This is a genomic window from Streptomyces sp. NPDC057900 (genome assembly GCF_042887885.1).
Lineage (GTDB): Bacteria > Actinomycetota > Actinomycetes > Streptomycetales > Streptomycetaceae > Streptomyces.
Genome location: NZ_JBHVOI010000006.1, coordinates 281,820 through 307,133, shown reverse-complemented (window position 1 = coordinate 307,133; position 25,314 = coordinate 281,820). Strand labels below are relative to the sequence as shown.

Below are 25,314 nucleotides of genomic sequence, written 5' to 3'. Positions count from 1 at the left end.
CGAAAGGGGGAGCGGGAAGCGTCGGGGCGGGAACCGATGCCGGCCTCGGCCATGCGTGGCGGGCATCGGCTCACCGGGGTTCGCGAACTGCTTCGCGTACCTACGGGGCGACCTTCATCCCGCGCCGCTTCATGTCCTGGACGGTCGCCTGCTGGGCGCCGGTGAGGACGTCGAAGAGCTTCACCTTGCCCTGGGCGACCTTCGGAAGCTGGTCGACGACTGCCGTGTTCGTGGTCCCCATGACGGGGCCCCACGTCCAGCCGGGCCGGACCGCCGCATAGGACTTGTCGCCCAGCGCGTACACGTCCTGTCCGCCGAAGTAGTCGGTGGGGAAGGCGGCCTTGGTGACCGGCACGAGCTTGGGGTCGGCCGGGAACATGCTGCTGGTTCCGGAGGAGACCCACGCCTTCATGCCCTCGGGGTCCGTGGTGATCCACTTGATGAACTCCGCGGCGGCGGCGCTGTTCTTGGCGCCCTTCGGTATGACGAAGGAGGAGCCGCCGTACATGGCGGAGGCGGGCTTGCCGTCCCAGGTGGGCACCGGGGCCACCGACCACTTGCCCTTCTGGTCGGCGACGGTCGCCTGCTGGGACCCCGCGCACCAGCTCGCGCAGACGTAGGCGACGGTGCGGCTCTGCTGGACGCTCGTCCAGAACGGGTCGAGCGAGCTGACCGAGCTGATCAGGTCCTTCCGGGCGAGGTCACCCCAGTAGTCGGCGACCTTCCGGGAGGGGGCGTCGTCCAGCGACACCTTCCAGGAGTCCTTCTCCGTGCCGAACCACTGCGAGCCGGCCTGCCAGGCGAGGGCGGTCAGGAGTCCCGGGTTGTCGGTGTAGAGAACCCCGCCGCGGGCCTTCGGGTCCGCCTTCTTCACCTGCTCGGTCATGTTCCGGTACGCGTCCCAGGTCTTCGGGACGCTGATCTTGTGGCTCTTGAAGAAGTCGTTGCGGTAGTACAGCATCAGCGGGGCCGCGTCGCGGGGAACGCCCCACGTCTGGCCGCCCAGCTCGACCAACTGCCTGACGGACTCGGGGAAATGGTCCTTGACCAGGGGCCCGAGCGAATCGCTCAGCGGCTCCAGCTTGTCCTGGGTGGCGAACTCGGGCAGCTGCGGGTACTCGACGACCGCGGCATCCGGGGCGGTGCCGGCCTTCACGGCGTTGGTGAGTTTGGAGTAGTACTCCTGGCCGGAGGGCACCGCCTCGAAGGTCACCTTGATGTCCGGGTGGGTCCGGTTGAAGGCCTTCGCCACTTCGTCGGAGCCCTTGACGAAGGACCAGAAGGTGACCTTTCCGGTGCCCTTGTCCGCCGTGGAGGTCCCGCTGTCCGAGTCCCCACACCCCGTGGCGAGAAGGCCGATTGCCGCGACGGAGCCGACCAGCGCTGTCAGTCGTCTACGAAACATGATGTGCCACCGATCGTTTGCTTGGGTGTCACCGCAATCATTCGTTACGTACGACAGCGAGTCAATGCATCTGATTTCGTTTTTTGATAACGAAACCACTTGGCATCACTTGCCTACACTTCGCTCCGTCGGCTGGCCCCGCAGGACGCCCGGACCCGCAGTTCCGGGCGGAGCAGGATCTCCGCCAGTGGGGTGGACGGGTCGGACAGTCGGCGTAGTGCCAGGTCCAGCGCCCATGACCCCACGGCCTGCTTGGGGGGCGCGACCGCGGTCAGGGGTACGTCGCTCAGCTCCGCGACCTCGTCGTCATAGGTGACCAGCGCCAGGTCTTCCGGCACGCGCAGACCTCGTGCGCGCAGGATGCCGACGAGAGCGATGGCATCGATGTCGTTGTGCACCAGCGCGGCCCGGACCTCGCCGGACTCCACGGCTGCGACCACTTCCTCGAAGCGGGCGTCGGCCACAACCGCGTCCCCGGTGGTGCTGATGAGGAACTCCGGCCCCGGCGTCAGCCCCATGGCCTTCACGGCGTCGCCGTGCCCCTTACTGAGAAGTGCCGTGTTGGGGCTCTCGATCCTGGCGACGAGGGCCACCTTGTCGTGCCCGAGCCCGGCGAGATGGCGCACCGCGAGGGCCGCGCCGTAGGCGTGGTCGGACGCCACCTGCTCCAGCCGCCCGGCCTGAATCCCGGCCCGGCGCTCCACCAGCACGGCCGGCACATCGAGGGTGCTCAGCCACTGCTCGGCCGCCTCCAGTGGGCGGAGCCCCGGGTGCAGCATGAGCAGCAGGCTGTTGATCCCGCCCGCCACGAGCTGTCGGACCTGTTCCTGATTCTCCGCCAGCGACTCCCCGGAGACGGCCAGTACGACGCGGACGCCGCGCGCGCGGGCCGCGTTCTGGACGCCCCGGATCACCTCCGCGTAGTAGTAGCCGCCCGGCGGCACTACCAGCCCGACGGCGTACTTCTCCCCCGCGAGAGCCGGGGCGGGGGCCGGGCCGGTGGCCGGGGCAGCGCCCGGGGCTTCGGCGGTCGCGGCGACGGGAACGTTCGGCGCCAGGGCCGTGGCCCCGCCGTGCACGCGGTTCAGCAGCCCCTGACCGGCGAGCTCCCGCACGTCCTGGCGCAACGTGACGGCGGAGACCCCCATCTCCTCGGCCAGCACCGTCACGGTGATCGAACCCTGGCGCTCCACCGCGCGCAGGATCGCTTCCCGCCGCTCGTTAGCCAACACCTTCAGTCCCCTCTCGGTAACGAGTGACCCGTCGTCCTTCACTCGACAACCGAAAGATATCAATCAAAGGTCAACGATGGCCTGGAGCAGCGAATCGGCGAGGGGTTCGGTGGACGCGGTGATCAGGACCTGCGGTACGTGCTCATCGACGGTGGACGCTCACGGCATAGCCGCCGCCGTCGTAGGGCTCGGCGTCCCAGGAGGCGAAGTGGTCGACGAGGGTGAGGCCGGACGCGGCGCAGTAGTCGTCGTAGTCCGACAGCGTGAGGCCGGGCGGTACCGGGAGGTGGGCTTCGTCCAGGCCGAAGCCGGCGACCAGCAGCCCACCCGGGCGCAGGGCCGCGGACAGCCGCTCCACCACCGTCGCCTCGGTGTCGGGGGCGAGCAGGGGGAAGATATTGCCCGCGGCGACGACAAGGTCGAACCCTCCCGGGATATCGATCCGGGCCGGGTCGAACTCGGCCAGATCGACCTCGAACCACGGCAGTCCCGGCGCCTGCTTCCGCGCCACGGCCAGCATCGACGCGTCGAGATCCACCCCGACACAGTCGTACCCGAGCTCCGCGAGCCGGATCATGACCCGTCCGGTACCGCATCCCGCGTCCAGCACCCGCGCTCCGGCCGGAACGAGAGCCGCACAGAACCGCGCCTCACCGTGTACGTCCTCGCCACTGCGGGCCAGGGTCGCGAATCGTGCGGCGTAGTCCTCCCCTGACGCCTTCCCGGCGAAATCCGTCCAACGACTCATGGGGCCAAGCATAGGGCGCCTCTCGCCGGCCGAAGCCGACACCGGAGCCGCACACCGAAGCCGAACGCCGGCAGCGACCCCTTGCCGGGGCGGAGGGGACGATCTAGCGTCACGTGCGGTGCATGACAACGATGTCTTCGAGCAGGCGCACGACGGGAGTGGTATGCAATCAACGCGATACGCACCGGCCCGGAACGGATCGACGGCACAGCGTCTACGGAACCGGCTGGGGACGGCTGCGCTCTGTATCGCCCTCGCTGCCGCGGGATCCGTCACCGGGAGCGCGGCGAGCGCGGCCGCCGCCGATCGGGCAGCGGTGTCCGACGCGACGCCGGGCGCGGGAACCGATCTGACGAAGCTGGTCAATCCGTTCATCGGGACCGAGAACGAGGGGCTGACCTTCCCTGCCGCGGGCGCGCCGTTCGGCCTGGTGCAGGAGAGTCCGCTGATGAAGACGTCCGGTGGCACGGGGTGTGACAAGGAGTCCTCCGACACGGTCATCGGGTTCAGCCAGACGACGATCAACGGATGCCGGTTCAACTATCTGCCGATGATGCCCACGACCGGCGCGGTGACCTCGACCGATCCGGCGCGGTACGCGTCCGCGTTCAGTCATGAGAACGAGACGACGGGGCCCGACTACTACCGGACGAAGCTCGACAGGTACGGCGTGACCGCCGCCTTGACGGCGACCGAGCGGACCGGGTGGCAGCGGTACGAGTTCCCCCGGACGAGTCAGGCGAACGTGATGTTCAACGCCGGTTCCGGCGTCGCCGGTTCCGAGATCCACGTCGTCGGCGACCGGACGGTCGAGGGGTGGGTCGAGGATTCCAAGAAGACCTACTTCGTCGCACAGCTCAGCCGGCCGTTCACGTCGTACGGCACCTGGAAGGGCACCGACCGGAGCCCGGGGTCCCGCACATCGGCGGCCAAGGGTTCCAACGGGGCGTGGGTGTCGTTCGACACGAGGAAGAACGACGCCCCTGTGGTCGCGAAGGTGGGGCTCTCCTTCACCGGGCTCGACGGCGCCCGGGGGAACCTCGCGGCGGAGACGGGGAAGTTCGGCTTCGACTTCGACGCCGTGCACAAGGCGTCGAACACCGAGTGGAACTCGATGCTGCGCAAGGCCGCGATCGGTGGTGGTTCGCATGACCAGCAGGTCGCGTACTACACGGCGCTGTACCACTCCATGGTTGATCCGAACATCATCGGTGACGTAGACGGCCGCTACGTCGGAGCCGACGAGAAGATCCACACCGCCAGGGACTACACCCCGTACAGCAACCTCTCGCTGTGGGACACCTACCGGACGCAGAACAAGCTCCTGGAGATGCTCGTTCCCGAGGTCGCGCACGACATCGACATGTCGATCCTCGCGATCGCACGGGAGGGCGGTGCGCTTCCGCGCTGGTATCTGGAGAACGAGGAAGGCAACATCATGACCGGCGACCCGGTCACGCCGTTCCTGGTCGAGGGCTGGTCAAAAGGGCTGCTGACCGGAGCGGACGCCCAGGAGGCGTACAAGTACCTCCGGGCGAACGCGACCGAGGTGCCGCCCGCCGACGTCCGTGAGAACGGGCGTGCTGGAGCCGCGTACTACGCGGAACGCGGATACGTCCCCTACGGCCTCAACGTGAAGTCGGGCGCCGACTGCGACGGAGGAACGAGCGGCAACTGCTGCCCGACCAAGTCGAACGACAACGACTGCTACTACGGGACGTCGGCCACGTTGGAGTACGCGGCGGCCGACGCGTCGTTGGCCCTGATGGCGAAGGGGCTCGGTCACACGGCCGACGCCAGGATGTTCGCCGAGCGCGGCCAGGCGTACAAGAACGTGTTCGACACACGGACCAGCCAGTTCCGGCCGCGCACCGCGGCCGACGGCACCTGGCTGACCCCGTACGACCCGGTCACGAGCGACCACGCGTTCCACGAGCAGAACGCGAGCCAGTACCAGTGGTCGGTGCCCCAGGACCCGGCCGGGCTCGTCGCCATGCTGGGTGGCAAGGACGCGACGGACAAGCGGTTGAACGACTTCTTCGCCTACGACGACCTCCTCACCGACCCGGCGGGGACCGCGCGCACGGCCTGGGTCAGTGACCCGTACGACTACTACGGCTCCACGAAGTACAACCCGAACAACGAGCCGAACCTCATCGCGCCGTACCTCTACGCGTGGACGGGGCAGCCCGGCAACACCGCGACCGTGGTCAAGGCACAGGAGACCCTGTTCACGAACAGCCCCGGCGGCATCCCCGGCAATGACGACATGGGTGAGATGTCCGCCTGGTACGTGATGTCGTCGCTGGGGCTCTACCCCACCACCAGCGGTGGCAACTTCGACGTCATCACCACGCCGCAGTTCCCCAACGCCCGGGTGCGGATCGGTGAGTACGGGAAGAAGCAGGGCGGGACGCTGACGATCTCCGCGCCCGGCACCAGCATGGCCAACCGCTACATCGCCTCCGCGACGGTGAACGGCAAACACTGGGACAAGGCGTGGGTCGACCAGGCCGACATCGCCCACGGCGGGCGCATCGACTACGCCCTGAGCACCGAGCCCACCGCGTGGGCGACGGCCGCGAAGAGCTCCCCGCCGTCGATCAATACGACACCGAATCCGCAGCACCGGCTCAGCGCCGACGTCGGCCCCGACCGGGCCGTCCTGGAGCCCACGGCGGACCACGCCTCGCGGCAGCAGGTCGACCTGACGCTGCTGGCCACGGCTCCGCACACCGCGCGGGTCACCGTGACCGCGAAGGCGCCGAAGGGGTGGTCGGTCTCACCGTCCCGCGCGACGGCGACGGCCGAATCGAACGGGCTCCCCGCCCAGCTGAACAAGCACCTGCGGATCACCGCGCCGGCCGGAACGGAGGCGGGCACCTACAAGGTGACGGTCGCCGCCGAACTCCCCGGAGCCGCGCCGGTCAGGAAGACCGTGGGCGTCGTGGTCGAGAAGTCGGGCAGCTGCGCCATCAGGACGAGCACTTCATGTGCCGTCGAACTGAACGGCACCTACAACAACGACGGCGTCGCCACGCTCGCCGCCCCGGGCCAGGGAGACTTCGACGGCACGGGTACGAGCTTCGCCGCCGACCAACTGCCCGCGCCGGGGCCGGTCACCTTCGGTGGGGTCACCTACCAGGCGCCCGAGACCTCCGGCACCAGCAAGAACTTCGTCAAGTCCACCGGGCAGGCAATCGCTCTGCCCTCCGGCAACTACCACAGCCTCCACATTGTGGGCGCCTCCGACAACGGCAGCACCGGCGCCGCGTCGGCCACCGCCGTCGTCACCTACACCGACGGCAGCACCGCGACGGTTCCGCTCGAACTCACCGGCTGGGCGAACAAGACCCCGGACTTCGGCAACGCCGTCGCGCTGACGACCGCGTACCAGCTCAAGGCCGGAACCGGGAAGACCACCACCCCGGCATCGCTCTACGGAACGACCGTCCCACTGGAGTCCGGGAAGAAGGTCCGGTCCCTCTCCCTGGCAACACCATCCGTGCCGGCCTGGGTCGCACCCGGGTCCGGAGGGCTCGACTGGCAACGCGACAGCGACCTGGAGATCTACGCGATGACCCTGGAGCACTGACCGTCGCGGTCACTCCCGGCACACGGATTTACAGCGATCGGCGGGAGGCGGGCCCCGAGGCCGGGGTCTGCCTCCCGCCGATCGTTGGACAGGCATCGCGTGGTTGGGAGACCTCGAAGCGGCCCACTACCCCAGGAAGCTCAGCCGCACCTGACGTTCCGGGTTGTCCCCGTTGGTGTCCGCGAAACTCCGTTAAGACAACCCCAGACTAACCGGATGACGACGCGCACCGAGCGCCTGCCATCGTCATCACCTTGCGGGGGCATGCGGCGGCTCACAAGCGGGTACAGCGCGCATAAGTCGACCGTGGCACTCCCTTCGCGTTGTCAGCTCGTCACTTCCTTTTCGGAAAGTTGGCTAGGAGCCGCAACGCTCGTCACCATCCGTCCTCATGCCGTGCGGGACCACTCTGCCCGCGCCAATCGTTCCTCACCGTACGAAGTCGGGCGGGCCCACGGCACGGCGATCTGACCAGCCCAGGTGCTATACCAGTCCAGTCTGACAGTCGAAGGGTGATCGGAATCAGTTTCCGCCGCGTTCGACACCTTGCCAGAGCCCGGTGTCATCCCCTCCGCTGCCCGCAACCCCATCACAAGCGTTCTCCGACCGAACTGCACCGTACGCAGCGGCACCTCACGTACATGGCTGAATCACGTCAGCCCGATCACCGGGGATCGTCCCGGACCCCAGGCTTGCCGACATCAAAAGGCAACGAAGGGGAGGGGTACACACGTGGACGCTCTCGCGGCTGCGGTACACACGCTTCTGGAAGATCCGGAGGCATCTGTCGAAGTGGACGTGCCGACCCCCGACGAAGCCGCACGCGCTGTCCGGCTTTTCGATCAGGGGTTGCGCAGCGGCCGCGGGGTCCACCGCAAGATGGCCGAAGGCGCGCTGCACGGTGCCAAAACACTCTCGACAGACCGACTTCAGGTTCTGTCCGAGTTCGTCCAGAACTCCGACGACGCAGGAGCCGAACAGCTGCGCATCCTGCTGCAGTCCGGCCGTCTTCTGGTCGCCCACGACGGAGCCGGCCTGCACCTGGCCGATGTTCTCCCACTCGGCATGCCTTGGCTCAGCGGCAAGACGTTCGACGCCGAAACTACGGGCCGGTTCGGCATCGGACTGTCCACGCTCAGGGCCCTCACCGCGGTCTGGGAGGTGCACTGCCACCCCTTCCACGTGCGCTTCTCCGGTACCAGCCTCGAACCCGCGGCACCGCCGGAACTCCCCACCGAGATCTCCGGACCCGAGTGGACCGTCTTTTGCATCCCGCTGACGCCCGGCACACTGACCGCAGCCCAGCTCCTTGCATGGTTCGACGACTGGAACGACGCTTCCCTGCTCTTCCTGCGTCACCTCCGCAGCCTCGAGGTGAAGGCGGGCGAGCACAGCACCGTAATGTCCTTGACTTGGACGGACGTGACAGAGCGTCGGCTCCTGATCGAGGGCGTCGAGCACCAGGTGAGTGTGCAGCACGCCCAGGCGACCGACGGAGCACGGTGGCGTGTGTACACGGCCCAGGTGGAACCGCACCCTGACTGGGAACGGAGCCACAAGGCACTGGGCCCGCTCGTGCCCGTGGGCGTCGCACTGCCCCTGGAACCTGGGGCGCACGGCAGCGTCCACGCCGGCCTACCCGTCGCCCCTCTAGACATGGCGGCCCGAGTCCACACCCAGTTCGACCCCGTCGCCAGTCGCGAGGGTTTCGCCAGCAGCCTCCTCAACACTCAGCTCGTCCCCGTGATCGCCGACCTGTGGGCAGCCGCCGTACGCGACGTCCTGGAGAGGGTGGATCACACAGCGTGGCACCTCGTTCCCCTTGCCCTCCCCTCAGGCTCCGGGTCGGCAAGCCTGCTCCAGGACCGGATCCGCACCGCTCTACTCACCCGCGCACGGCAGTCACTCGCCGCCGAACTGGCCCTGCCCGTCGCGGAAGACGGTCCCAACGCCCTGTTGGCCGAGTTCGCGGTCGAGGAGGCCGCGCTGTCTGAAGTCCTCGATGCCACCGATATCGCCCGGCTGAGCACAGCCCCGTACACCTTGCCGGCCGCCGTCCGCGACAGCGCCGACCGTTGGCGGGAGGTCCTCTCGGACTGGCGTGCGGAGGGTGCCGCAGATCTGCGGCCGGAGGTGCGGGTAACGGACGCGCTCAGCCTGTTCTCCAACGACGAGTGGCAGGACATCGCGCGGCTCGTACGGCTCGCCGCGGTCGCCATCGAAGCGGGCCTCGATCATGCGCTGGCCAGCCGGACGTGCCTGGCGACTGCCGACGGACGCCGGCTTCGGCCGCAGCTCGCAGAGAACGCGTTCGCCGACCCGTCCGGCGGGCCTACCGGTCCCTTGGACCTGCTAGGCGTCGTTCTGAACCTGCATCCCGCCTATGCGGAGGACAACGCCTGGACGAAGACGGTCACCGCATGGCTGCGGCGGCGGGACTGCCTGGTGCGCCGCGATGACACGGCAGCCGTGCTGAAAATCGTCTCCCGGCTCGGAAAAGCCGGCGGACGACTTGCCGACGGCGACGAGGCAACGGAGACAGCCCGGCTCGTGGCCCTGCAACAGGCACTTGGCGACATGCCCAAGAAGCTGCGCGACCCGCTCGGTCCGGGCATCGGACGGGCCATCCTCCTCAACGGGTTCACCTACGACAAGGACGGAACCGAGCAGCCCCGCCGTGTGAGGCCCGGCGCCGCCTACCTCCCCCAGGCGTTGGAGAGCGCTGACGGAGACCGATTCGAGGTCGCTGCGCGCAGGACTCCCGGTCTCATCTGGGTGCGTCGCTCCTACACGCGATCGCTTCTCTCCGCCGCCCGGGCAGGTGGCCTGAGCAGGACAGTCTTCCTACGTTTGCTGGGCGTGGCGGACGTGCCTCGGCTCACTGCGGTGCGCGAAAGTTCGGCGGACACCAAGACATACCCGGGAGATTCCCGGATCGGCCTCGCACGGTACTGCAGGTGGTCCATCGCAGACCGGCGGCAGCAGATGACGGGCACGGGAGCCGACCACACCCTGGACGACCTGACCAGCAGCGACATCGCCGCAGTGGTCAGGAACATCGCGGCTGAGAAGAACGTGGACGAGCGACGACGCCGCACGGCCGCCCTGCTCCGCACTCTCACCACACTGCTGACCAACTCGGACAAGGCCGTCGTCCCCATGGCCCGGGGCCACTACAAGTGGAACCTCAAGGGCGAGACGGCGGCCATCTGGGTATGGCAGCTCCGGGAGACCGCCTGGCTGGAGGACAGCCACGGCCGACTCAAGCCGCCGGCCGAGCTCACTCTGCGTACAGCGGACACGGAGGCCCTGTACGGACCCGAGGACCCCGGATACCTGCATCCGGCAATCCACCAGGCCCTGGCCACCCGCACGGAAGTCCTCACCGCTCTCGGCATCTCCGGCGACCCCGACGTCCCGCGCCTTATGGAACGGCTGCGTGAACTCCGGGACCGTCACGACGAGGCCGATACCGATGCCGACGTACCGGACAGCCTGCGCGCGGAGGCGCTGCTGGTCTACCAGTCCCTTGCCCGACGCCTAACGCGCCGTCCGGCAGATGCAGCTCAAATGGCAGTGGAAAAGCAGATCCGCAACGAGTTCCGCTACGAGCACCTCGTTCTGACCGACCAGGGATGGACGGAATCGGGCAAGTGCTTCCAGGGACCCGCGATCCTGCGTGGGTTCCGTCCCTTCGCCCTGACCGGGTCTGACATCGATCCCCTGTGGCAGGTACTGGGCATCCCGGAACCCGGACTCGATGACCTCATCGACGTGCTAAAGGAGATCTCCGGGACCGGCGCGACCCTCGACGCCGAGCACGAAAGGGTCATGCTCGAGGCTCTGCGCCGCCTGCGGGACGTGATCCGATCCGACGAGAAACCCATGTCACCCGGGCTGCAAAGCAGACTGCGGAGTCTGCCTCTGTGGACCACGGCAGGCTGGGTCAAGGGCAAGAGCAACGCGGTGTTCGCCGTGGCCGACTCTCGCGTCGAGCGGGCGCTGACAAGCCGTCTGCCGCTGTGGAAGCCAGGAGGGAACGTGCAGCAGTTCACGGCGCTGTTCGGTCCACTGCGCATCACTCCGTTGGACGTCGCGGGCGCCCAGATCACGTACGAGTCCGGAGGCATGGGCAAGGCTGGGGACGCAGTGCTGAACCAGCCGGCGGACGGGAGCCTGACGGAAGAGTTCCAGCAGGGAGTCGCCGCACTCCAGGACCTCTTGGTACGCGACGAGCCCGAGACGGCCGAGGCCTTCACCGGCTGGGCTTGGCTGGCGGCCCTGGAAGTCCGGCTGCTCCCCGGCCTGATGATTCGCCTCGATCCGGGAGCCACCCACGCACCCATCGAGCTCCCCGTCGAAGCGCAGATCGACCGCGGCCGCAACACGCTGTTCCTGAACTCGAACGCGGCTCTGACCACCAAGGCGGGAGCGGGCACGGCTATCGCCGCCCACTTCGCGGAGGAAAGGTCGCGCGTGGGCCACAGTTGGCGGGATGTCTGGGAGGAACATCTAGTGGAAGCAAAGTCCGGGACCGCGCTCACATCGTCAGGGCAGCAGAGTCACGAAGAACGGCAGCGACTCGCCGAAGAACTGCGCCGACGCGCACAGCGGGCTTCCGTCCCGCCGATGCCGAACGGGAAGCAGCCCACGCAAAGGGGCGCCAGCATCGGCCCGGCCGTCGTCGTCCCGCCACCCCGCAGCGGTTCGGTCACCGCGCCTTCGTCCGCAAACCCCGGGTCCAGCGCCCCATCCGGCCCACACCACGCGCCGGCCGCACGCCCTCTGGTGGACGCGTCCGCCTTCGAAGCCCTGCCCGGCAGCATTACCCGCACTGGAGCGCCGTACACACCGGGCAACACCCCTGCCCGTACGTCAGGGCTGGCGAATCCCTCGCCCCGCCGACACGGGGCCCCACTCCCCCAGCCCAGGCCCGGAGGGGCCCCACCCCGCAGCCAGGCCTCACCGCTTGGCTACGCGGACCATGACAAGGAAGAGCTCGTCATCCAGGCTCTTCGCCGAATCCTGCAAGAGCGAGGAGTCAAGCTGGACGACCAGCGGGGTGCGTCAGGTATGGGCGCCGACGCGTACGACTCGACTGGGCGCTACTACGAGATCAAGGCCCACGGGGGCGCGGTGCCAAGCGAACTGACGCTTACACGTTCCGAGTTCGTACGGGCCTGGAGCGAAGGCGAGAACTACACGCTCGTGATCGCCTCGCACCTGGAGAAGGACGCCGGCAGGCCGACCCTCCGCCTGGTGAACGACCCCGTACACCGTTTCGAAGTCGAACCGCCGACAGACGTCCGCCTCAAGCGCGTACGGGACAGGGCAGTGGAATCGACCGTGTACGAATGGCCCAGCTCAGACCGCTAGCGTGACCCACCTCGGACGTCGGGCGCCCGGTCGGCTCCATGCCATCAGACGACAACGAACCCATGCGCGAGCTCACAAATGACCTTGTCGGCTGGTTGCCCTCAGCCTCCTGGATGGGGACAACCAGCCGACCATAGCTACGCGCTCCCGTCTCCCTACTAGGGGCTAAACGCGGCTTGCCGCCAGGTCATTGAGGACGGCGTTGACAGTGGACCAGCAGAGGTCGGCTGTATCGAAGTCTGCGCTGTGCTTGGCTCGCTTCTCGGCGAGCGGATGAACCAGGTTGCGGTAGGTCCGCAGGAGCTCCGAAGCCATCTTCGCGTCTTGGTCGATCCATCCATTGACGTAAGCATGCTGAACGAGGTCCTGCATCCCGGCCGAGCGCAGCGGCTTGGACAGCGGCTCGCTGGCAGGCCTGACTTCGGCTGCGTGTACGAGCACGCCTTCGAGGAGGCTGCCGAGCATGATGACCGCTGAGGTGTAAGCGCCGTGTTCTTGACAAGTGTGCGCTTCGTCAAGACGTAGCTGGACGGCGCGGGCCAAGTCGGGATCAGCGACGATGTCGGTGATGGTGACCTTGAGTTCGACGCGCTGCGGCCGTGGTGGTTCGTCGGGGTCGTATTCAGTAAGGCTGGGTCGGCCGTTGCGGTAGTCGACGCGGATTCCTTCAAGGGCCAGGACTTCTTGGAGGCGTTCGATGACGGGGGTGTACTCGCTGGGTTGTTGTTGGTACTCGCGCCGGTCGGCCAGGCGTAGAACGACACGTTCGATGTCTCCTGCGTCGTCTTCCTTACGTTCGCGCAGGAGATCCAGAAGCCATGGGTTTCGTGGGCTGCCGTCGTGATCGGGAACGTCCTTCCAGCCGGCCCGGCGGAGGAAGGGCGCCAGCTCCCAGCCTCCGCGGCGTTTCATGCCAGCCTCATCTCCGCTGATCATGGAAGCAAGCTCTTCGAGAGTGCTTTCGTCGAAGTTTTCCATGTCAGACTGCCTCGCTGTCGTCGTCCAGTTCACCGTCATAAGGGTCTGCCTCTTCCTCTTCCTCTTCGGCCTCGGCTTCAGCCAGACCGACCGGCGCCCACACCGCTAGAGGTTCTGTGCCATCTGCGGAATTGTCTGATGTGGTATCCGGGTGGATACCGAGGTCGGTCAAGCGTTTCCACAGAGGGGCCAGGGCATCCTCTGGCGAGAGAGCAAAGGCGCTGCTGCGCACGCGCCAAAAGGTCCAGCCTGCGCGGCGTAGTTCTCGTTCGCGCTCCGCATCGTCGTGGATCTGTTGCCTCGTGGAGTGGTGGGGACTGCCGTCACACTCGACGGCGAGGCGTCCGTGGCCCCCGGTGACGACGAGGTCGATGCGCTTGCCGTTGACTTCCCATTGCGGCACTACGTCGTAGCCACGTTCCTTGATGCGTAGGTAGACGCGTTGCTCGAAGAGCGAGTCGAAGGGGGCGCATAGCTGGTCTGGGGTGACGTTGACCGGCTGGCGGGCGTGGGTGTAGGGCGGGGGCGGGTTTTGCATATAGGTGAGCAGGGAGCGGCGCAAGTCTTTGCTGCTCAGTTGGTCGACGGTCATCGAGTGGAAGAGCCACATCTGGTCGCGAGCTCGGCTGGCTGCGACATTGAAGCGCCGTTCATGGCTGCGACCAGTTGCAGCGATGACGTTGGCGCCGTCGACGACCATGGAGAGCAGGATGACGTCGCGTTGGTCGCCTTGGAATTCCTCAGGAGTACCGACCAGGATGTTGTGGCGCTCGCGAGCGGGCATGTCGATGCGCAGGTCGACGAGGTCTTGTACGAGCCGGGTCTGGGCGCCTTGGCGCAGGATGATGACGCCTAGGCTGCGGTCGGCATAGGCCGGGTCCTGTGTGAGGCGGCAGAGCTGGTCAACGACTGCTTCTGCTTCGGGGCGGTTGATCAGTTTATCTCTGCGTCCTTCACAATGGCCTTCTGGTACGTGGACGACTTTCAACGGGGAGAGCCGGTCTGAGCCGTGCTGACGCAGCGGGATGAGCTCGTTGTCGGGGTAGAACTGCATGGAGGACCACTTGATGATTTCGGGCATGCAGCGAAAGTGTTCGGTGAGACGGACCACTTCGGTGAAGCGTGAGGAAAGCAGCTCGTACAGGTTGGATTTGGGGTCGAAGCCTTCGCGCTGCCAGGGTTCAAGCGCATCCATGCGTTCGTCGAAGATTTGAGTGATCCGGTCGTGTTTGCTGCCGGTGTAGTAGGGCGCGCACTGGCGGTCGTCCCCGACGACGATGATCCGCGGCGCGAGCCACAGCAGCAGGAGACCGTTCAGACCAACCTGGCTGGCTTCGTCGACGATCACAACATCGAAGGAGTCTGGTTCCGGGCTGATCGTCTCGGCTACCTGCCTGAGTGGCATGATCCATGCGGGGACCGCGCCCTGAGCTGTCTGCATGGCTGAGCGCGCGTGTCGTTGGTGGCGCTTTCCGTAGTCCGTTGTCCCTTGGCCGGCATTGGCTATGGCGCTGGCGTAAGCGGCCAGGGCTTGTTTGTGTTTCGTGGTCATGCGGCTCACGCAGTGCAGGGCTGCTCGGTCGCACACGAGGCCCTCTACCAGGTCGTGGAGTCTGCCTTCGATCTGCGCCAGCTCACCTTCAAGCTGTTCCTCACGGCCTGGGAGGAGAACGGTGTCGAGGAAGTCCTGTGCTTGCCGCCAAGCCCACGCCTGGGGGAAAGCAGCGAATCGATCACGCCAGTGCCCTGCGAGGGGGTCGGAGGCGAACACCTGCGCCAACTCAGTGTGGGCTTCGCTCAGTCGCTGGAACAATCTCCCTGTCTCTCGACGGTCCGCTTCACGCTGGTAAGCCAGCGTCAGTGCTTGCACTGCGTTGGCATAGGCCTCGGCGTCGCGGGCAGCTACGGCATCAGCTGCCTGGCGAAGCTCCTGAACGCCTTGAGCTTGTGGCTGAGGAAGGCTAGTGACAAGCTCATTGAGCTGGCGGTCTGCTGCTTTGACCCGTTGCAAGTTCCGGGCCTGTGCAGTGGCTCGTCGGACGTTCTGCCACTGATCAATGGTGGTGACAGGTACTGGGATACCGTTGGTGAGCAGCCTCGTGTGGACTTGGCGGATTGCCGCGACGCAGCAGTCGATGACCTGCAGCAAGGAAGCCCTGTCCAGGAGTTCGGAGAACAGTAGCTCTGGTGTGTTCTTCTCGACGTCCCATCCGACCCCTGCCCAGCGGCTGCGCAAAGTACGGATATGGGAGCGCATCTCCAGATGGTGCACCACCGCGGTGACTTGCTCTCGGTTGGCGGGTGCCATGCCTTCGACTCTGCATTGTTCGAGTAGGACCCGGGCTTGTTTGAGGACAGCTGGCCGAGGCCATCGTTTGTTCAATTGACCGTTGCCCAGGAGGTACTTCTCAACGTCTCGGCTGCTTACCAGTAGTTCTCGCTCTTCGCCTTCGGGTAGCTGGGGCACTTCCACATTCAGGAAGGAGGCATTCGCGATCTCTTGTTGGGTCTGTTGGGCTCGCTGTGAGGCGTTACGGATGCTGTCCCACATCTGTTGCGAGCGTCGTGCGATACCGTCCGCAAGCGCGCGAGTGGGCCAGGTCTTCTCTTGCCACGCTGCAGAGTCTGCGGACAGCCCCATACCCTGAAGGGCCTGCTGGGCTTGCTCCAGTAGGCGTTCCGTCACCGCAAGCTCCACATCACCGTGTTCGGCCAGGGCCTGGGCTAGTGGCGTTACGGGCTCCGATTCGAGGACTGTGTTAGCTGCCTCTATGTCCCTGATGCGACCTGAGACCTCGTCGAGGTCGGGCAAGGTGCCTGGATCGGGGCAGTACTGAATGTGAGCATCGAGGATCTCTGGGCCGTGCTGGGTCACCAGCAGCCATAGCCGCTGAGCTTCGTCAGTATCCAGTGGTGGCAGTTGCCCTGGTTGTGCAGGCAGCGGCGGCAGCCACTGGTAATCAGCATTGCCCCGTTCGGCCGTCTGCACAATCTCGTCGAGGCGGCCGCGGTATCCCGGTGCGATCTCGGGGTGCTCATACCACTCCACTTCCCGTACCGCTCTCAGACGTTCTCGCAGCTTGGCCCGTTCAGCCAGAAGTTGGTGCCGCTGAGCCTGCTGGGTCTCGATGTGCTGCTGAAGCCGCTCAGTGTTCGTGGTCGCGCTCAGGTGGGCCAGAGCTCCGAGCGACTGGCGCAGGTCGGAGGTGCCGCCCTGCCACTGATCGCGCTGGAGCACGCACATGCTGCGCAGTTTGGGCGGTAATTGGTCGATCAGTACCTTGAGAGCTTGTCCCTTTTCGCTGGTGACCAAGACTCTCTTGCCATCCGCGAGAAGCGCCGCGATGAGATTACTGATCGTGTGGGTCTTTCCGGTGCCTGGCGGGCCTTGGACCACCACGCTAGTGTCGTGCTGCAGTCTGTCCAGCACGTCCAGCTGGGCCGCGTTTGTGAGCATGGGGAATAGCGGTTCCGGGCCCAGTGCCGGAGGGACGGGACCCTTACTGCTCCCCCAGGCGGTGCGTTGCTCGGGTTCGAGGTCGTACAGCAGCTGCGCCAGCCCCAAAGGCGCCTGCGCTCCGGGACGCTTCAAGACTCGCGCGATACTTTCGAAGAAACCGAGTACCGAGCGCTGGCCATGTTCGCGCAGGATGATCGCCGGCGCATGATGCAGTGACCGTGCCTGGGGGTCGGCGGTGAGGTCAGGGTGCCCGCTGCCGGAGTCGAACGGAAGTGTTCGCTCGACACCGAAGGCACGCTGGGCCCATGAGCGCACGGCCTCAGACGCCCGGTCTGACAAGGGGTGGAAGGCGGCTTCCTCCACCTCAGAACGTACGACCCCCAGTAGTTCCGAGGTGTAGCCATCAGACTCGCTGAGAAACTCGGTATCTTCCAGGCGACCTGACTGACCCGGCACCAGAGACACCGTGACGTTGACTGAATTCGGATCAACCGTAAGGGTGACAGGAACCGTCACAATGTGCCTGCGTACCCGAGCCGAAGCTCGCTCGGCTCCCATTTGCAGGAGGCCTACGGCCAAGACGGTTTCGAAGGAGTCACCGTCCTGTTGGATCTTCTTGGCAATCCGATACAGCTGCTGGTGCAGACGGCGGTGCGACACAGCCGCTAGCTCTTTCTGCGCCCATCGCTTCCATCGGCCGGCCCAGCCCTCGTATGCCTTACGCACATCTGAGCTACCGACATCCAATTCCTTCGGATCGTCGGCCTCGTCAGTGAAGGCGCCTGTCCGTTCACTGAACATTGCCGTGTCGTCGAGCAGCTCGGGAGGCTCCGCGGCGGCGGTCACTGCGGCCTCGACTGATACGCGTCCCTGCAGAACTGCTGGCAGCCGGGGCGCGTCCAGGGGTGGACGGTGCTTCACCACCATGATGCGGGAGTCGGCGTCCTTTACGGGCCGGACGAGTCCCTCTGGAACATCTGCAAGCCACACCGTTTCGGGGTACTTGCTGCAGTTCCTGACAGGCCGGTAGGCGCCTCGCACCAGCTCCTGCAGGCAGTCGACCAACACGCGCGTGTCACGGACAGCCTTGGGATCACTGCCGTCGCGTACTGCCGGGCGTACCATCACATCCCCCAAACGCCCGCCACCGTGGCAAGCCTTCCAGAGTCCATGAGCGCTAAGGGTTAGGCAATGCGGCAGACCTTAGCCAAGACGCTTTTCAGACAGGCATCGGATCATTGCCCGCCCCGATCGGCCACCCCTGAGGTGGCAGGGCGGGCAGCTACTTCAAGAGCACCGCCGAGCACGAACGCGCGAAGACTCACCCCGGTCTCCAGGGTCACCTCTGGTGGTACTGCTCGCCGCGCTCGTGCTGACCTTCTGGACGGTGGGCGGGCAGCAACGCCCTCGGCTGCGGGTCTGGTTCGCCGTCGGCCTGGCCGGAACAGTGGCTGGTGCACTGATCCTGGTGACGTCTCCGGGCTCGCGGCGCAGAAGAGGCCGATTCGGCGCCGTGAAGGACACCTCGCTGATCGCTCCGGATTCCCTGGCCGGGGTCACCCGCAGCTTCGGGCACATCATGATCGACACACTCTCCGCGTGGCCGTATCTGGGCGCTGTCGCGGCCGGTGCCCTGCTCGGTCTGGTGCTGCGGGGGCCCGGCGGCGCCACACCGGGCCCGCCCCGCCGGCCGGTCCTGCTGGTAGGCGCCGGAGTGATCACCTTCCTCATCAGTGGCTATCGAGCCACACTCGTCGCGTATCCCGTCTTCAAGTCCGGTGTGGTCGCCTCCACCCGGCTCTGGAACGACTTCCTCTTCCTGTACATCGTGCTGCCGACCGGCCTCGGCATGCTGCTCGGGCAGGCGCTCCAGGGGTTCCGGCCGCACGTCGCGGCGATGCGCTGGGTCGCCGCGGTGCTGTGCGCCGGCACATGTATCGGCCTCACGCCCCCGCTCGTCCACCTGGGCAGTCAGATGCGGGTGCGGGCGCACGACTGGGAACGGCAGGACCACTGGATCCGCGCCCGGGTGGCACACGGGGCGCAGGTCGTCCCGTACACGCCGACGCCCATCGGCAAGATGACGGAGCCGTTCGGCAACGGGAAGCGAAGCCGGTCGACGGCGTGCGTCGCCCGCTATTACGACGTGAAACACGTTGACTACGCACTGCGGTTGCCATGACCCGACCCAGCCGACCGGATCACAGGGCGAATATGCGGGCGATGAAGAAGGCGGCGATGAGAACCGCGCCGAAGACGATGAGTCCCAGCCAGATCTTGGGGTGCTCCCACACGCCCCCGTCCGGGCGCTCTTCATGGGCCTCGGCGATGCAGCCCTCGGCAGGAGGGGTCTCACCGGGAGGTATGAGGTGCTCAGCCATGGTTCAAGCGTGATGCCTTACACCCGTCTGCGCATCTCCAGACCACCGGGAACGGGAGGGGAACGGCGGTGGAGCGTCCCTGACCGGCGGGGAGAGGCGCAGCCCGGTCGGCGCGGTGGTTCATCTCTTGTTGCGTCGCAGGAGGTGCGCCACCACCTGGCGTTGCCGAGGAGCGCGACGAGGACGGTGCGAGCACGCCGCAGACGATGGTCCGTCGATGACGATGCCGAGCGCGACAGCTGTGGCAAGGATCGTGACGTCGGTGGTGGGGACGCGTGACAGGGCGACGAAGGCGAGGAACAGGATGAGTACCTCGGAGCTGACGAGCCCGCCTGTCCGGGCGACGCCCAGCACCGTGGCGGTGTTCGTGTCGGCTCCGGCGTCGTGTTCTTCGCGGATCCCGGAGAGCAGGACTACCTCGTAGTCCATCGAGAGGCCGAGAGGAACGCGAACACGGCGATCGGGACCCAGACGGTGATCGCGCCCGATGCGGACTGCCCGAACCGGCACTCGGTACCCAGCCGTGCTGCCGGATCAGGACCGTGATGCCGTACGCGGCGCCGAGCGAGAACACGTTGAGCACCAGTGCCTTGACCGGCAGCCAGAACGGACTCAGGGCTCTGGACAGGAGCAGGAACGTCACGACCACGATGATGGCCAGCACCCAGTGCGCGCTGCCGTAGACGGCGCTGAGGAAGTCCGCGTCCTGGCCGTGGCCTCCGCCGACAGTGCCTCACAGACCATCACCACGTCCTCAGTAACGATCTCGACAGGTTGCGCGAGACCGGCTCGGCATTGCGGATGCCACAGCGAAGCGCAGCTCCGCATTCGGCGGAGACCCGCAGGGCATTTCCGGAGTCCTGGTCGCCGAACGCGACTGGAATGGCTAGGAACTGTCCGGCCGATCATCGGATGCGTACCCTTGGCTCGTGATTGATCACGGCATTGCCCTGCCTCACTACCGCCTTCATGTCGTACCTGCGGTCGTGGCATTGGCCAGCCCGACATGGCAGCGAGAGGTGTGGCTCGATCCGGATCAGTTCCAGGACCTCGACTACACCGTCCACGTGCTCTTCGACGACTTCTGCGATGCGGACAATCCTCGGCCCTGGCTTGGGCAGTGCCTTCGCAGCGAGGAGGAAGCCGAGCTGATGGCGCGTCTCGGTGCTGCCTACGGCGCGGTACAGGATTCGGTCGGCGCCGCGGCTCGGGACGAGGCATACCTGGACTCGCCTGGCTGGTCTGCTGTAGTCGCCGCGGCAGCCCGGCTGGCCCAGGTGCTGGTGGCCAATGACCACTTGGCGTTGAGCAAGTTGCATGACGCCGGCCACCGCTGGCCGCTCGAAACCGAGCCGATCATGTCCGGGACGGAAGGCCAGCGCGCCGATTAATGACCGCAACCAGATGACCAGGGCGGCCGCAGTGACCGTTCCAAGGAAGACGTAGCCGCGCTTGTCGTAGCGGGTCGCGACGGCCCGGGAATTCTTCAGCTTGTTGATGGCCCGCTCGACGGTGTTGCGCTTCCTGTACCGCTCCTCGTCGAAGCCAAGTGGCCGTCCGCCCGCGATCCATTGCGCAGGCGGGCGGCCTGGCTGTCGGCCTTCTCCGGGATCGTATGCCGGATGGCCGCGCTGTCCAGGTACTGACAGCAGGGACCGTTGCTGTAGGCCTTGTCGGCCGGGACGATGGCGCGCTTCTTGCGGGGCCTGCCCAGTCAGGCTGCTTGCCCGTGCGCTGCATGCTGTGGCCGGTGCCGTCGTCGAGATACAGGCCAGTGGGGTCGGAGAAGGTGGCAGGGTTGTTGTTGCTGTACGTGTAGCCGTTCATCTGCTGGGGGTCGGCTACGTCCAGGATCGGGTCGATGGAGATGAAGCGGCCGAGGTCAGCGTCGTATTCGCGTGCGCCGAGGTGGGTGAGGCCGGTGGTTTTGGTGTCGTTGGTGCCGCCCACGAAGCCCTTGGTGCTGGGCCAGGTGGTAGGTGCTGTGCCGCGGTCTCCACCGAAAGGGAGGGAGCGGCGCTGGGTGATGGCAAGGTCGGTGGCTTGGATGGCTAGTTCGCCAGTGCCATGGTGATCAGCAATGGTGAAGGCGAAGGTGCCGTCGTCGTTGCGGATGGCTGTCTGGCCGCCGCCGAGGTCGAAGTACCGGGTGGCCTTCGCCTTGGTCGCGCCGGTGGGAAGGGTGACTTCGGTGTTCCCCAGGTACAGGGTGGTCTCGGTGGGGGTTCGGCCTATGAGCCGGTTGCCGGAGGCGTCGTAGAGGTAGCTGGTGGTCTTGCCGCTCTTGGTGACGCTTGACAGGTTGCCTTCGGCGTCCCAAGTGAGCGACTGGCCCGGGCGGGTAACCGTGTTCCCGGAGGAGTCGTAGGCGTAGGTGTCGGTGGTGGAGCCGACGGGCCCGGTGGTGGTCCGGGAGCTCAGGCTGTGCGGCTGGGGTGCGCCTGGGGCAGGGTAGGTGTAGGTGTCCTTGAGGTCCTTGGCGGCGTTACCTGTTACGTCGTGGCGTGTCTGCGTGGCGCGGTTGCCGGACTTGTCGTAGGTGAAGGACTGCCAGTACGGGGCAGGGCCTCCGACCTGGGACGCCGCAGGTGCGGCTGCGCAGGTCGTTGTGGGCTGGGCCCAGGCTTCAGTGAGTCGGCCGAGGTAGTCGTAGGTGTAGCACTGGTTGTCCTTGCCGGTGCGGGAGCTGTCCGAGATCGAGAGGACGTTGCCGACCTCGTCGTAGTGGTAGGTGGCGTAGCGGTCGACGCCGGGCTGGTCCTGGCGGTCGACGCGGGAGGTGGCGAGGCGTTGTGTGCCCCACTCGTAGGTGTTGGTGACCTGCGTGATCTTGCTGCTGGAGGCCAGGCTCATCTGGTACTGGAGCGGTTTGCCGGTGAGGCTGTAGCTGACGCTGGACGTCATGCCCTCGCCGTAGACCGTGGCTGGGCGGAGGGTTGCGATGTCGTAGGTGTAGTTGGCGGAGCCGCCCGGCAGGGAGCCGGCTGCGGAGTAGCTCACGCTTGCGGTGAGGCCGGAGGGACGGAAGACGGCCCCCGCCTGGTAGGTGCCCTGAAGGGCGCCCTCAGCAGCGGAAATGACGACCGCGGTCCGGGTGGGGCGGTAGAGCCTGTCGTAGGTGGTCACCTTGGAGGTGTAGGCCTGGCCGTCCACGTACCGGGTGGATTCGGCGAGCTGTCCCTTGGCGCCTGTGAGCGTGTCGTAGACCTGCTTGGTCCGCAGGGTCCCGGTGGCGGACTTCTCGCGTACCTCGGTCTGGCGGCCGAGGTTGTCGTAGAGGTACGCCAGGCCGCCCCGAGACCGTCCGAGTCCTTCGTCGGGGCGGTGGTTCCGAGGCGTCGTCCCTTTTTCGGGACACGCGGCTTCTTCTTGCGCGCGCCGGCCGCGTGCTGATGGGCCCGGCAGGACGTCGAGTCAACGCTGACTATGCTCCAGTCGATCCGGTCCGCGAGGTCGGCGTCGGCCTGGACGGCACACAGGATCCGGTCCCACGTGCCGTCCGCCGAACAGCGCCGGTGCCGGTGCCGTTCGTAAGCGGACTTCCAACTGCCGAAACGCTCGGGAAGGTCTCGCCACGGTATGCCCGTTCGGACCCGGAACAAGATCCCGTTGATCACTCTGCGGTGGTCGTTCCACCGCCCCCCACGCAGCCCCGACACCGGCAAGTGCAGCTCCAGCCGGACCCACTCGGCATTCGTCAGATCACCCCGCCCCATGCCAGACACAACGAGCCGACAATCCGACAGTTACAAGATCCGCCGGACAGGCCCTAGGTTCTGTCCGGCGGATCTTGGGCCCGTAGGCTCGAACCATGATTAATCTCCAGGTCCGTAGCGAGGACGGCACCATCGCCGTGCGCGCCAGGCATGGTGTGGTTTGGGGGCCGGAGCTGGCCCATCTCGACCAGTCGGTGTTTCCGATGCTGGGGCACCTGCTGCCATACGCGGACACTGTTTTCAACAGCCGCCAGGTGACCACCCTGCTTGCAGAAGTACCGCGCCTGCCGCCGGGCGTGGTCACCGATGAGTTCTCCCGTGAGCTTCTGGACCTGGGCCGGACGGTTCTCGACGGACAGCACCTCTACCTGTGGTTCCTCGGGGACTGAGACAGCAGGTCTGCTCAGGCCCGGAGCCAAAGCCGGATCGCGGCGGTAGCGACAGTTCCGTGGAAGACGTAGGCGCGTTTGTCGTAACGAGTGGCGACGGCCCGGTGGTTCTCGAGTCGGTTGATTGTCCGTTCGACTTCGTTGCGGCGCTTGTAGATCTCGCTGTCGAAGCCGGTGGGCCGGCCGCCGTTGCTGCCGCGGCGTTTGCGGTTGGCCCGTTGGTCCTTCGACTCGGGAATCGTGCGCTTGATCTGGCGCCTTCGCAGGTAGCGGCGGTTTCGCCGCGAGCTGTATGCCTTGTCGCCACCGACATGGTCCGGTCGGGTTCGCGGGTCACCGCCCTGCGGGCGGTGGACCCGGATCCGTTGCAGGACCTCGATCAACTGGGGTGCGTCGCCCCACTGGCCCGGTGTGACCAGGAAGGCAAGCGGGCGGCAGCCGCCTTCACTGGCGAGGTGGATTTTGCAGGTCAGGCCGCCCCGGGACCGTCCGAGCCCCTCGTCGGGCCGGTGGTTTCTGGGCGTCGACCTTTTTTCGGAACGCGGGGTGCCTTCTTGCGGGCTCCGGCTGCGTGTTGATGGGCTCGGCAGGACGTGGAGTCGACGCTGACCATGCTCCAGTCGAGTCGGCCGACCAGGTCTACGTCGGCCTGGACGGCACACAGGATCCGGCCCCAGGTGCCGTCGGCCGACCAGCGGCGATGGCGTTCGTAGAGGGTCTTCCAACTGCCGAACCGCTCAGGAAGATCCCGCCACGGTATGCCGGTCCGCACGCGGAAGAGGATCCCGTTGATCACCTTTCGGTGATCGCACCAACGACCGCCGCGTCGCCCGCCCGCAGGCAGATGCGGCTCCAGCCGAACCCACTCCGCGTTCGTCAGATCACCCCGCCCCATGCCGAGCACAACGATCCGCCAACCCGACAGTCACATGATCCGCCGGACAGAACCTAGGGCAGGAGGAGGACGCGGCCAAGCTGAGACCGGTCTTCGAGTAGCTGGTGTGCTGCGGCTGCCTCGGCGAGCGGGAGGCGGGCGTGCACGGCGGTGTGCAGTTGCCCGGCAGTCGAGTATTCGGCGACCTCGGTCATTTCTCGGCGGGCCTGCTCGGGGTCGGCCGCGCGCCATGCGATGAGCGAGAACCCGGCCACGGACTTCAGGGCGAAGAGGTTGGTGACAGGCAGGCTGGTCAGCTCGCCGCTCGCGGCTCCGTAGATGACGATCCGGCCGAACGGAGCCAGTACGTCGAAGCTCCGCTGCAGGGTCTCGCCGCCGACGGAGTCGAGAACGACGTCCACGCCTCGTGGTGCGGCCTTGCGGACCTGGTCGGGCCAGTCTCTGTTTCTGTAGTCGATGGCGATGTCGGCGCCGCACTTGCGGGCGAAGTCGAGTTTGGCCGGTGAGCTGGCGGTGGCGATGACCATGCCAGCGCCGAGCAGTCTGGCGAGTTGTACGGCCAGGTGGCCGATACCGCCGGCCGCAGCGTGGATCAGTACCGTCTCACCCGGCGCAAGCTGGCCAGTGCGCAGGATCCGGAGTGCAACCGGGGCGCCCATGGGCAGCATGCTGGCTGCACCGAGGTCGAGTCCGTCGGGTATCGGAGCGAGCCATTGCGCGTCGGCGACGATGTAGTCGGCGAACGCGTCCTCGGCCAGCCCTGCGACTCGTCGGCCGACCTGCTGAGTGTCGACGCCAAGTCCGACGGCTTCGACAGTGCCCACCACGTCGCCGGTGAGTTTGCCGGGCAGGGGACGCTGGAAGACCGCCCCGCTGGACGGCCCGCGCCGGAACTTGGTGTCGACGAAGTTGGCCCCGATCGCCTCGGCCCGGATGAGCACCTGGCCCGGCCCCGGCGTGGGGATTTCGGCCTCCTCGATCGTGAGGACGTCCGGATCGCCGTATTCGTAGTAGCGGACTCGTCGCATGATGACTCTCCTGAGGGGTCAACGGGCAAGGGGTGCCACCGCTGGCAGCTAAAGTGGACTTCCGGTCAGCTTCGACGACCGTACTGGACCGTCAGTCCAGTTGTCCATGTG

14 protein-coding genes and 3 pseudogenes are annotated in these 25,314 nt (G+C 66.6%); 5 read left to right on the top strand and 12 right to left on the bottom strand.

What is annotated here, in order from left to right:
• Positions 1-100 precede the first annotated feature (100 nt).
• The 3 genes from ACFVQ0_RS24115 to ACFVQ0_RS24105 all read right to left on the bottom strand — a co-directional run bounded on the left by ACFVQ0_RS24115 (position 101) and on the right by ACFVQ0_RS24105 (position 3,385).
• Entirely contained in the window at positions 101-1,405 is a 1,305-nt protein-coding gene (locus ACFVQ0_RS24115) for an ABC transporter substrate-binding protein (RefSeq protein ID WP_390091217.1), read from the bottom strand.
• Positions 1,406-1,518: 113 nt separating this feature from the next.
• The gene (locus tag ACFVQ0_RS24110; RefSeq protein ID WP_390091215.1) at positions 1,519-2,637 is read right to left on the bottom strand and encodes a substrate-binding domain-containing protein; all 1,119 of its coding nucleotides are present in this window, start codon (positions 2,635-2,637) and stop codon (positions 1,519-1,521) included.
• Between the two features lie 142 nt (positions 2,638-2,779).
• A complete protein-coding gene (locus tag ACFVQ0_RS24105) occupies positions 2,780-3,385 on the bottom strand; it encodes a class I SAM-dependent methyltransferase (RefSeq protein WP_390091213.1) in 606 nt (201 codons plus the stop codon).
• Positions 3,386-3,701: 316 nt separating this feature from the next.
• On the opposite strand from ACFVQ0_RS24105, the gene ACFVQ0_RS24100 reads away from it, so the two are divergent.
• On the top strand, positions 3,702-6,980 hold the full coding sequence (locus ACFVQ0_RS24100; RefSeq protein ID WP_390091211.1) for a GH92 family glycosyl hydrolase: 3,279 nt from the start codon (positions 3,702-3,704) through the stop codon (positions 6,978-6,980).
• Positions 6,981-7,712: 732 nt separating this feature from the next.
• Positions 7,713-12,356 (top strand): sacsin N-terminal ATP-binding-like domain-containing protein, encoded by a 4,644-nt coding sequence (locus ACFVQ0_RS24095; protein ID WP_390091209.1) that lies wholly within the window; start codon positions 7,713-7,715, stop codon positions 12,354-12,356.
• A 165-nt stretch (positions 12,357-12,521) separates the two neighbouring features.
• Here ACFVQ0_RS24095 and ACFVQ0_RS24090 read toward each other — a convergent pair whose 3' ends face one another.
• Positions 12,522-13,334, bottom strand: coding sequence for a hypothetical protein (locus tag ACFVQ0_RS24090; protein WP_390091207.1), 813 nt, complete (start codon positions 13,332-13,334; stop codon positions 12,522-12,524).
• A gap of 1 nt (position 13,335) precedes the next feature.
• Positions 13,336-17,922, bottom strand: a complete 4,587-nt coding sequence (locus tag ACFVQ0_RS24085) for an AAA domain-containing protein (RefSeq protein WP_390091364.1) — start codon at positions 17,920-17,922, stop codon at positions 13,336-13,338.
• A gap of 220 nt (positions 17,923-18,142) precedes the next feature.
• On the opposite strand from ACFVQ0_RS24085, the gene ACFVQ0_RS24080 reads away from it, so the two are divergent.
• Complete coding sequence (locus tag ACFVQ0_RS24080; RefSeq protein ID WP_390091205.1) at positions 18,143-18,976, top strand: DUF6056 family protein; 834 nt, start codon at positions 18,143-18,145, stop codon at positions 18,974-18,976.
• 19 nt (positions 18,977-18,995) lie between these two features.
• Here ACFVQ0_RS24080 and ACFVQ0_RS24075 read toward each other — a convergent pair whose 3' ends face one another.
• Positions 18,996-19,175, bottom strand: a complete 180-nt coding sequence (locus ACFVQ0_RS24075; RefSeq protein ID WP_390091203.1) for a DUF6480 family protein — start codon at positions 19,173-19,175, stop codon at positions 18,996-18,998.
• 120 nt (positions 19,176-19,295) lie between these two features.
• Positions 19,296-19,685, bottom strand: a complete 390-nt coding sequence (locus tag ACFVQ0_RS24070; RefSeq protein ID WP_390091201.1) for an MMPL family transporter — start codon at positions 19,683-19,685, stop codon at positions 19,296-19,298.
• Positions 19,686-20,104: 419 nt separating this feature from the next.
• Here ACFVQ0_RS24070 and ACFVQ0_RS24065 point away from each other — a divergent pair, with 419 nt between their 5' ends.
• A complete protein-coding gene (locus ACFVQ0_RS24065; RefSeq protein WP_390091199.1) occupies positions 20,105-20,566 on the top strand; it encodes a hypothetical protein in 462 nt (153 codons plus the stop codon).
• A 3-nt stretch (positions 20,567-20,569) separates the two neighbouring features.
• On the opposite strand, the pseudogene ACFVQ0_RS24060 reads toward ACFVQ0_RS24065, so the two are convergent.
• From ACFVQ0_RS24060 to ACFVQ0_RS24050, 3 pseudogenes are all read right to left on the bottom strand, one after another.
• Positions 20,570-20,886, bottom strand: a pseudogene (locus ACFVQ0_RS24060) (IS5/IS1182 family transposase); the annotation flags it as partial.
• A 68-nt stretch (positions 20,887-20,954) separates the two neighbouring features.
• Positions 20,955-22,028 (bottom strand): annotated as a pseudogene (locus tag ACFVQ0_RS24055) (RHS repeat-associated core domain-containing protein); the annotation flags it as partial.
• Positions 22,029-22,460: 432 nt separating this feature from the next.
• Positions 22,461-22,891: pseudogene (locus ACFVQ0_RS24050) on the bottom strand (IS5 family transposase); the annotation flags it as partial.
• 95 nt (positions 22,892-22,986) lie between these two features.
• Between ACFVQ0_RS24050 and ACFVQ0_RS24045 the strand changes: the two are divergent.
• On the top strand, positions 22,987-23,280 hold the full coding sequence (locus ACFVQ0_RS24045) for a hypothetical protein (RefSeq protein WP_390091197.1): 294 nt from the start codon (positions 22,987-22,989) through the stop codon (positions 23,278-23,280).
• A 14-nt stretch (positions 23,281-23,294) separates the two neighbouring features.
• Here the strand turns inward: ACFVQ0_RS24045 and ACFVQ0_RS24040 are convergent.
• Both ACFVQ0_RS24040 and ACFVQ0_RS24035 read right to left on the bottom strand, forming a co-directional pair.
• A protein-coding gene (locus tag ACFVQ0_RS24040) for an IS5 family transposase (RefSeq protein WP_390091363.1) occupies positions 23,295-24,175 on the bottom strand; the annotation gives its coding sequence in 2 pieces (ribosomal slippage) (positions 23,295-23,815 and positions 23,815-24,175; 882 coding nt in all).
• A gap of 53 nt (positions 24,176-24,228) precedes the next feature.
• Entirely contained in the window at positions 24,229-25,203 is a 975-nt protein-coding gene (locus tag ACFVQ0_RS24035) for a zinc-binding alcohol dehydrogenase family protein (protein WP_390091195.1), read from the bottom strand.
• Between the last annotated feature and the right edge of the window lie 111 nt (positions 25,204-25,314).

What these genes read in the sequence shown, in the direction of transcription:
- ACFVQ0_RS24115 (WP_390091217.1), bottom strand. Translation starts at nt 1,405, where the DNA reads ATGTTTCGTAGACGACTGACAGCGCTGGTCGGCTCCGTCGCGGCAATC.
- ACFVQ0_RS24105 (WP_390091213.1), bottom strand. Translation starts at nt 3,385, where the DNA reads ATGAGTCGTTGGACGGATTTCGCCGGGAAGGCGTCAGGGGAGGACTAC.
- ACFVQ0_RS24090 (WP_390091207.1), bottom strand. Translation starts at nt 13,334, where the DNA reads ATGGAAAACTTCGACGAAAGCACTCTCGAAGAGCTTGCTTCCATGATC.
- ACFVQ0_RS24075 (WP_390091203.1), bottom strand. Translation starts at nt 19,175, where the DNA reads ATGGCTGAGCACCTCATACCTCCCGGTGAGACCCCTCCTGCCGAGGGC.
- ACFVQ0_RS24045 (WP_390091197.1), top strand. Translation starts at nt 22,987, where the DNA reads ATGATTAATCTCCAGGTCCGTAGCGAGGACGGCACCATCGCCGTGCGC.
- ACFVQ0_RS24035 (WP_390091195.1), bottom strand. Translation starts at nt 25,203, where the DNA reads ATGCGACGAGTCCGCTACTACGAATACGGCGATCCGGACGTCCTCACG.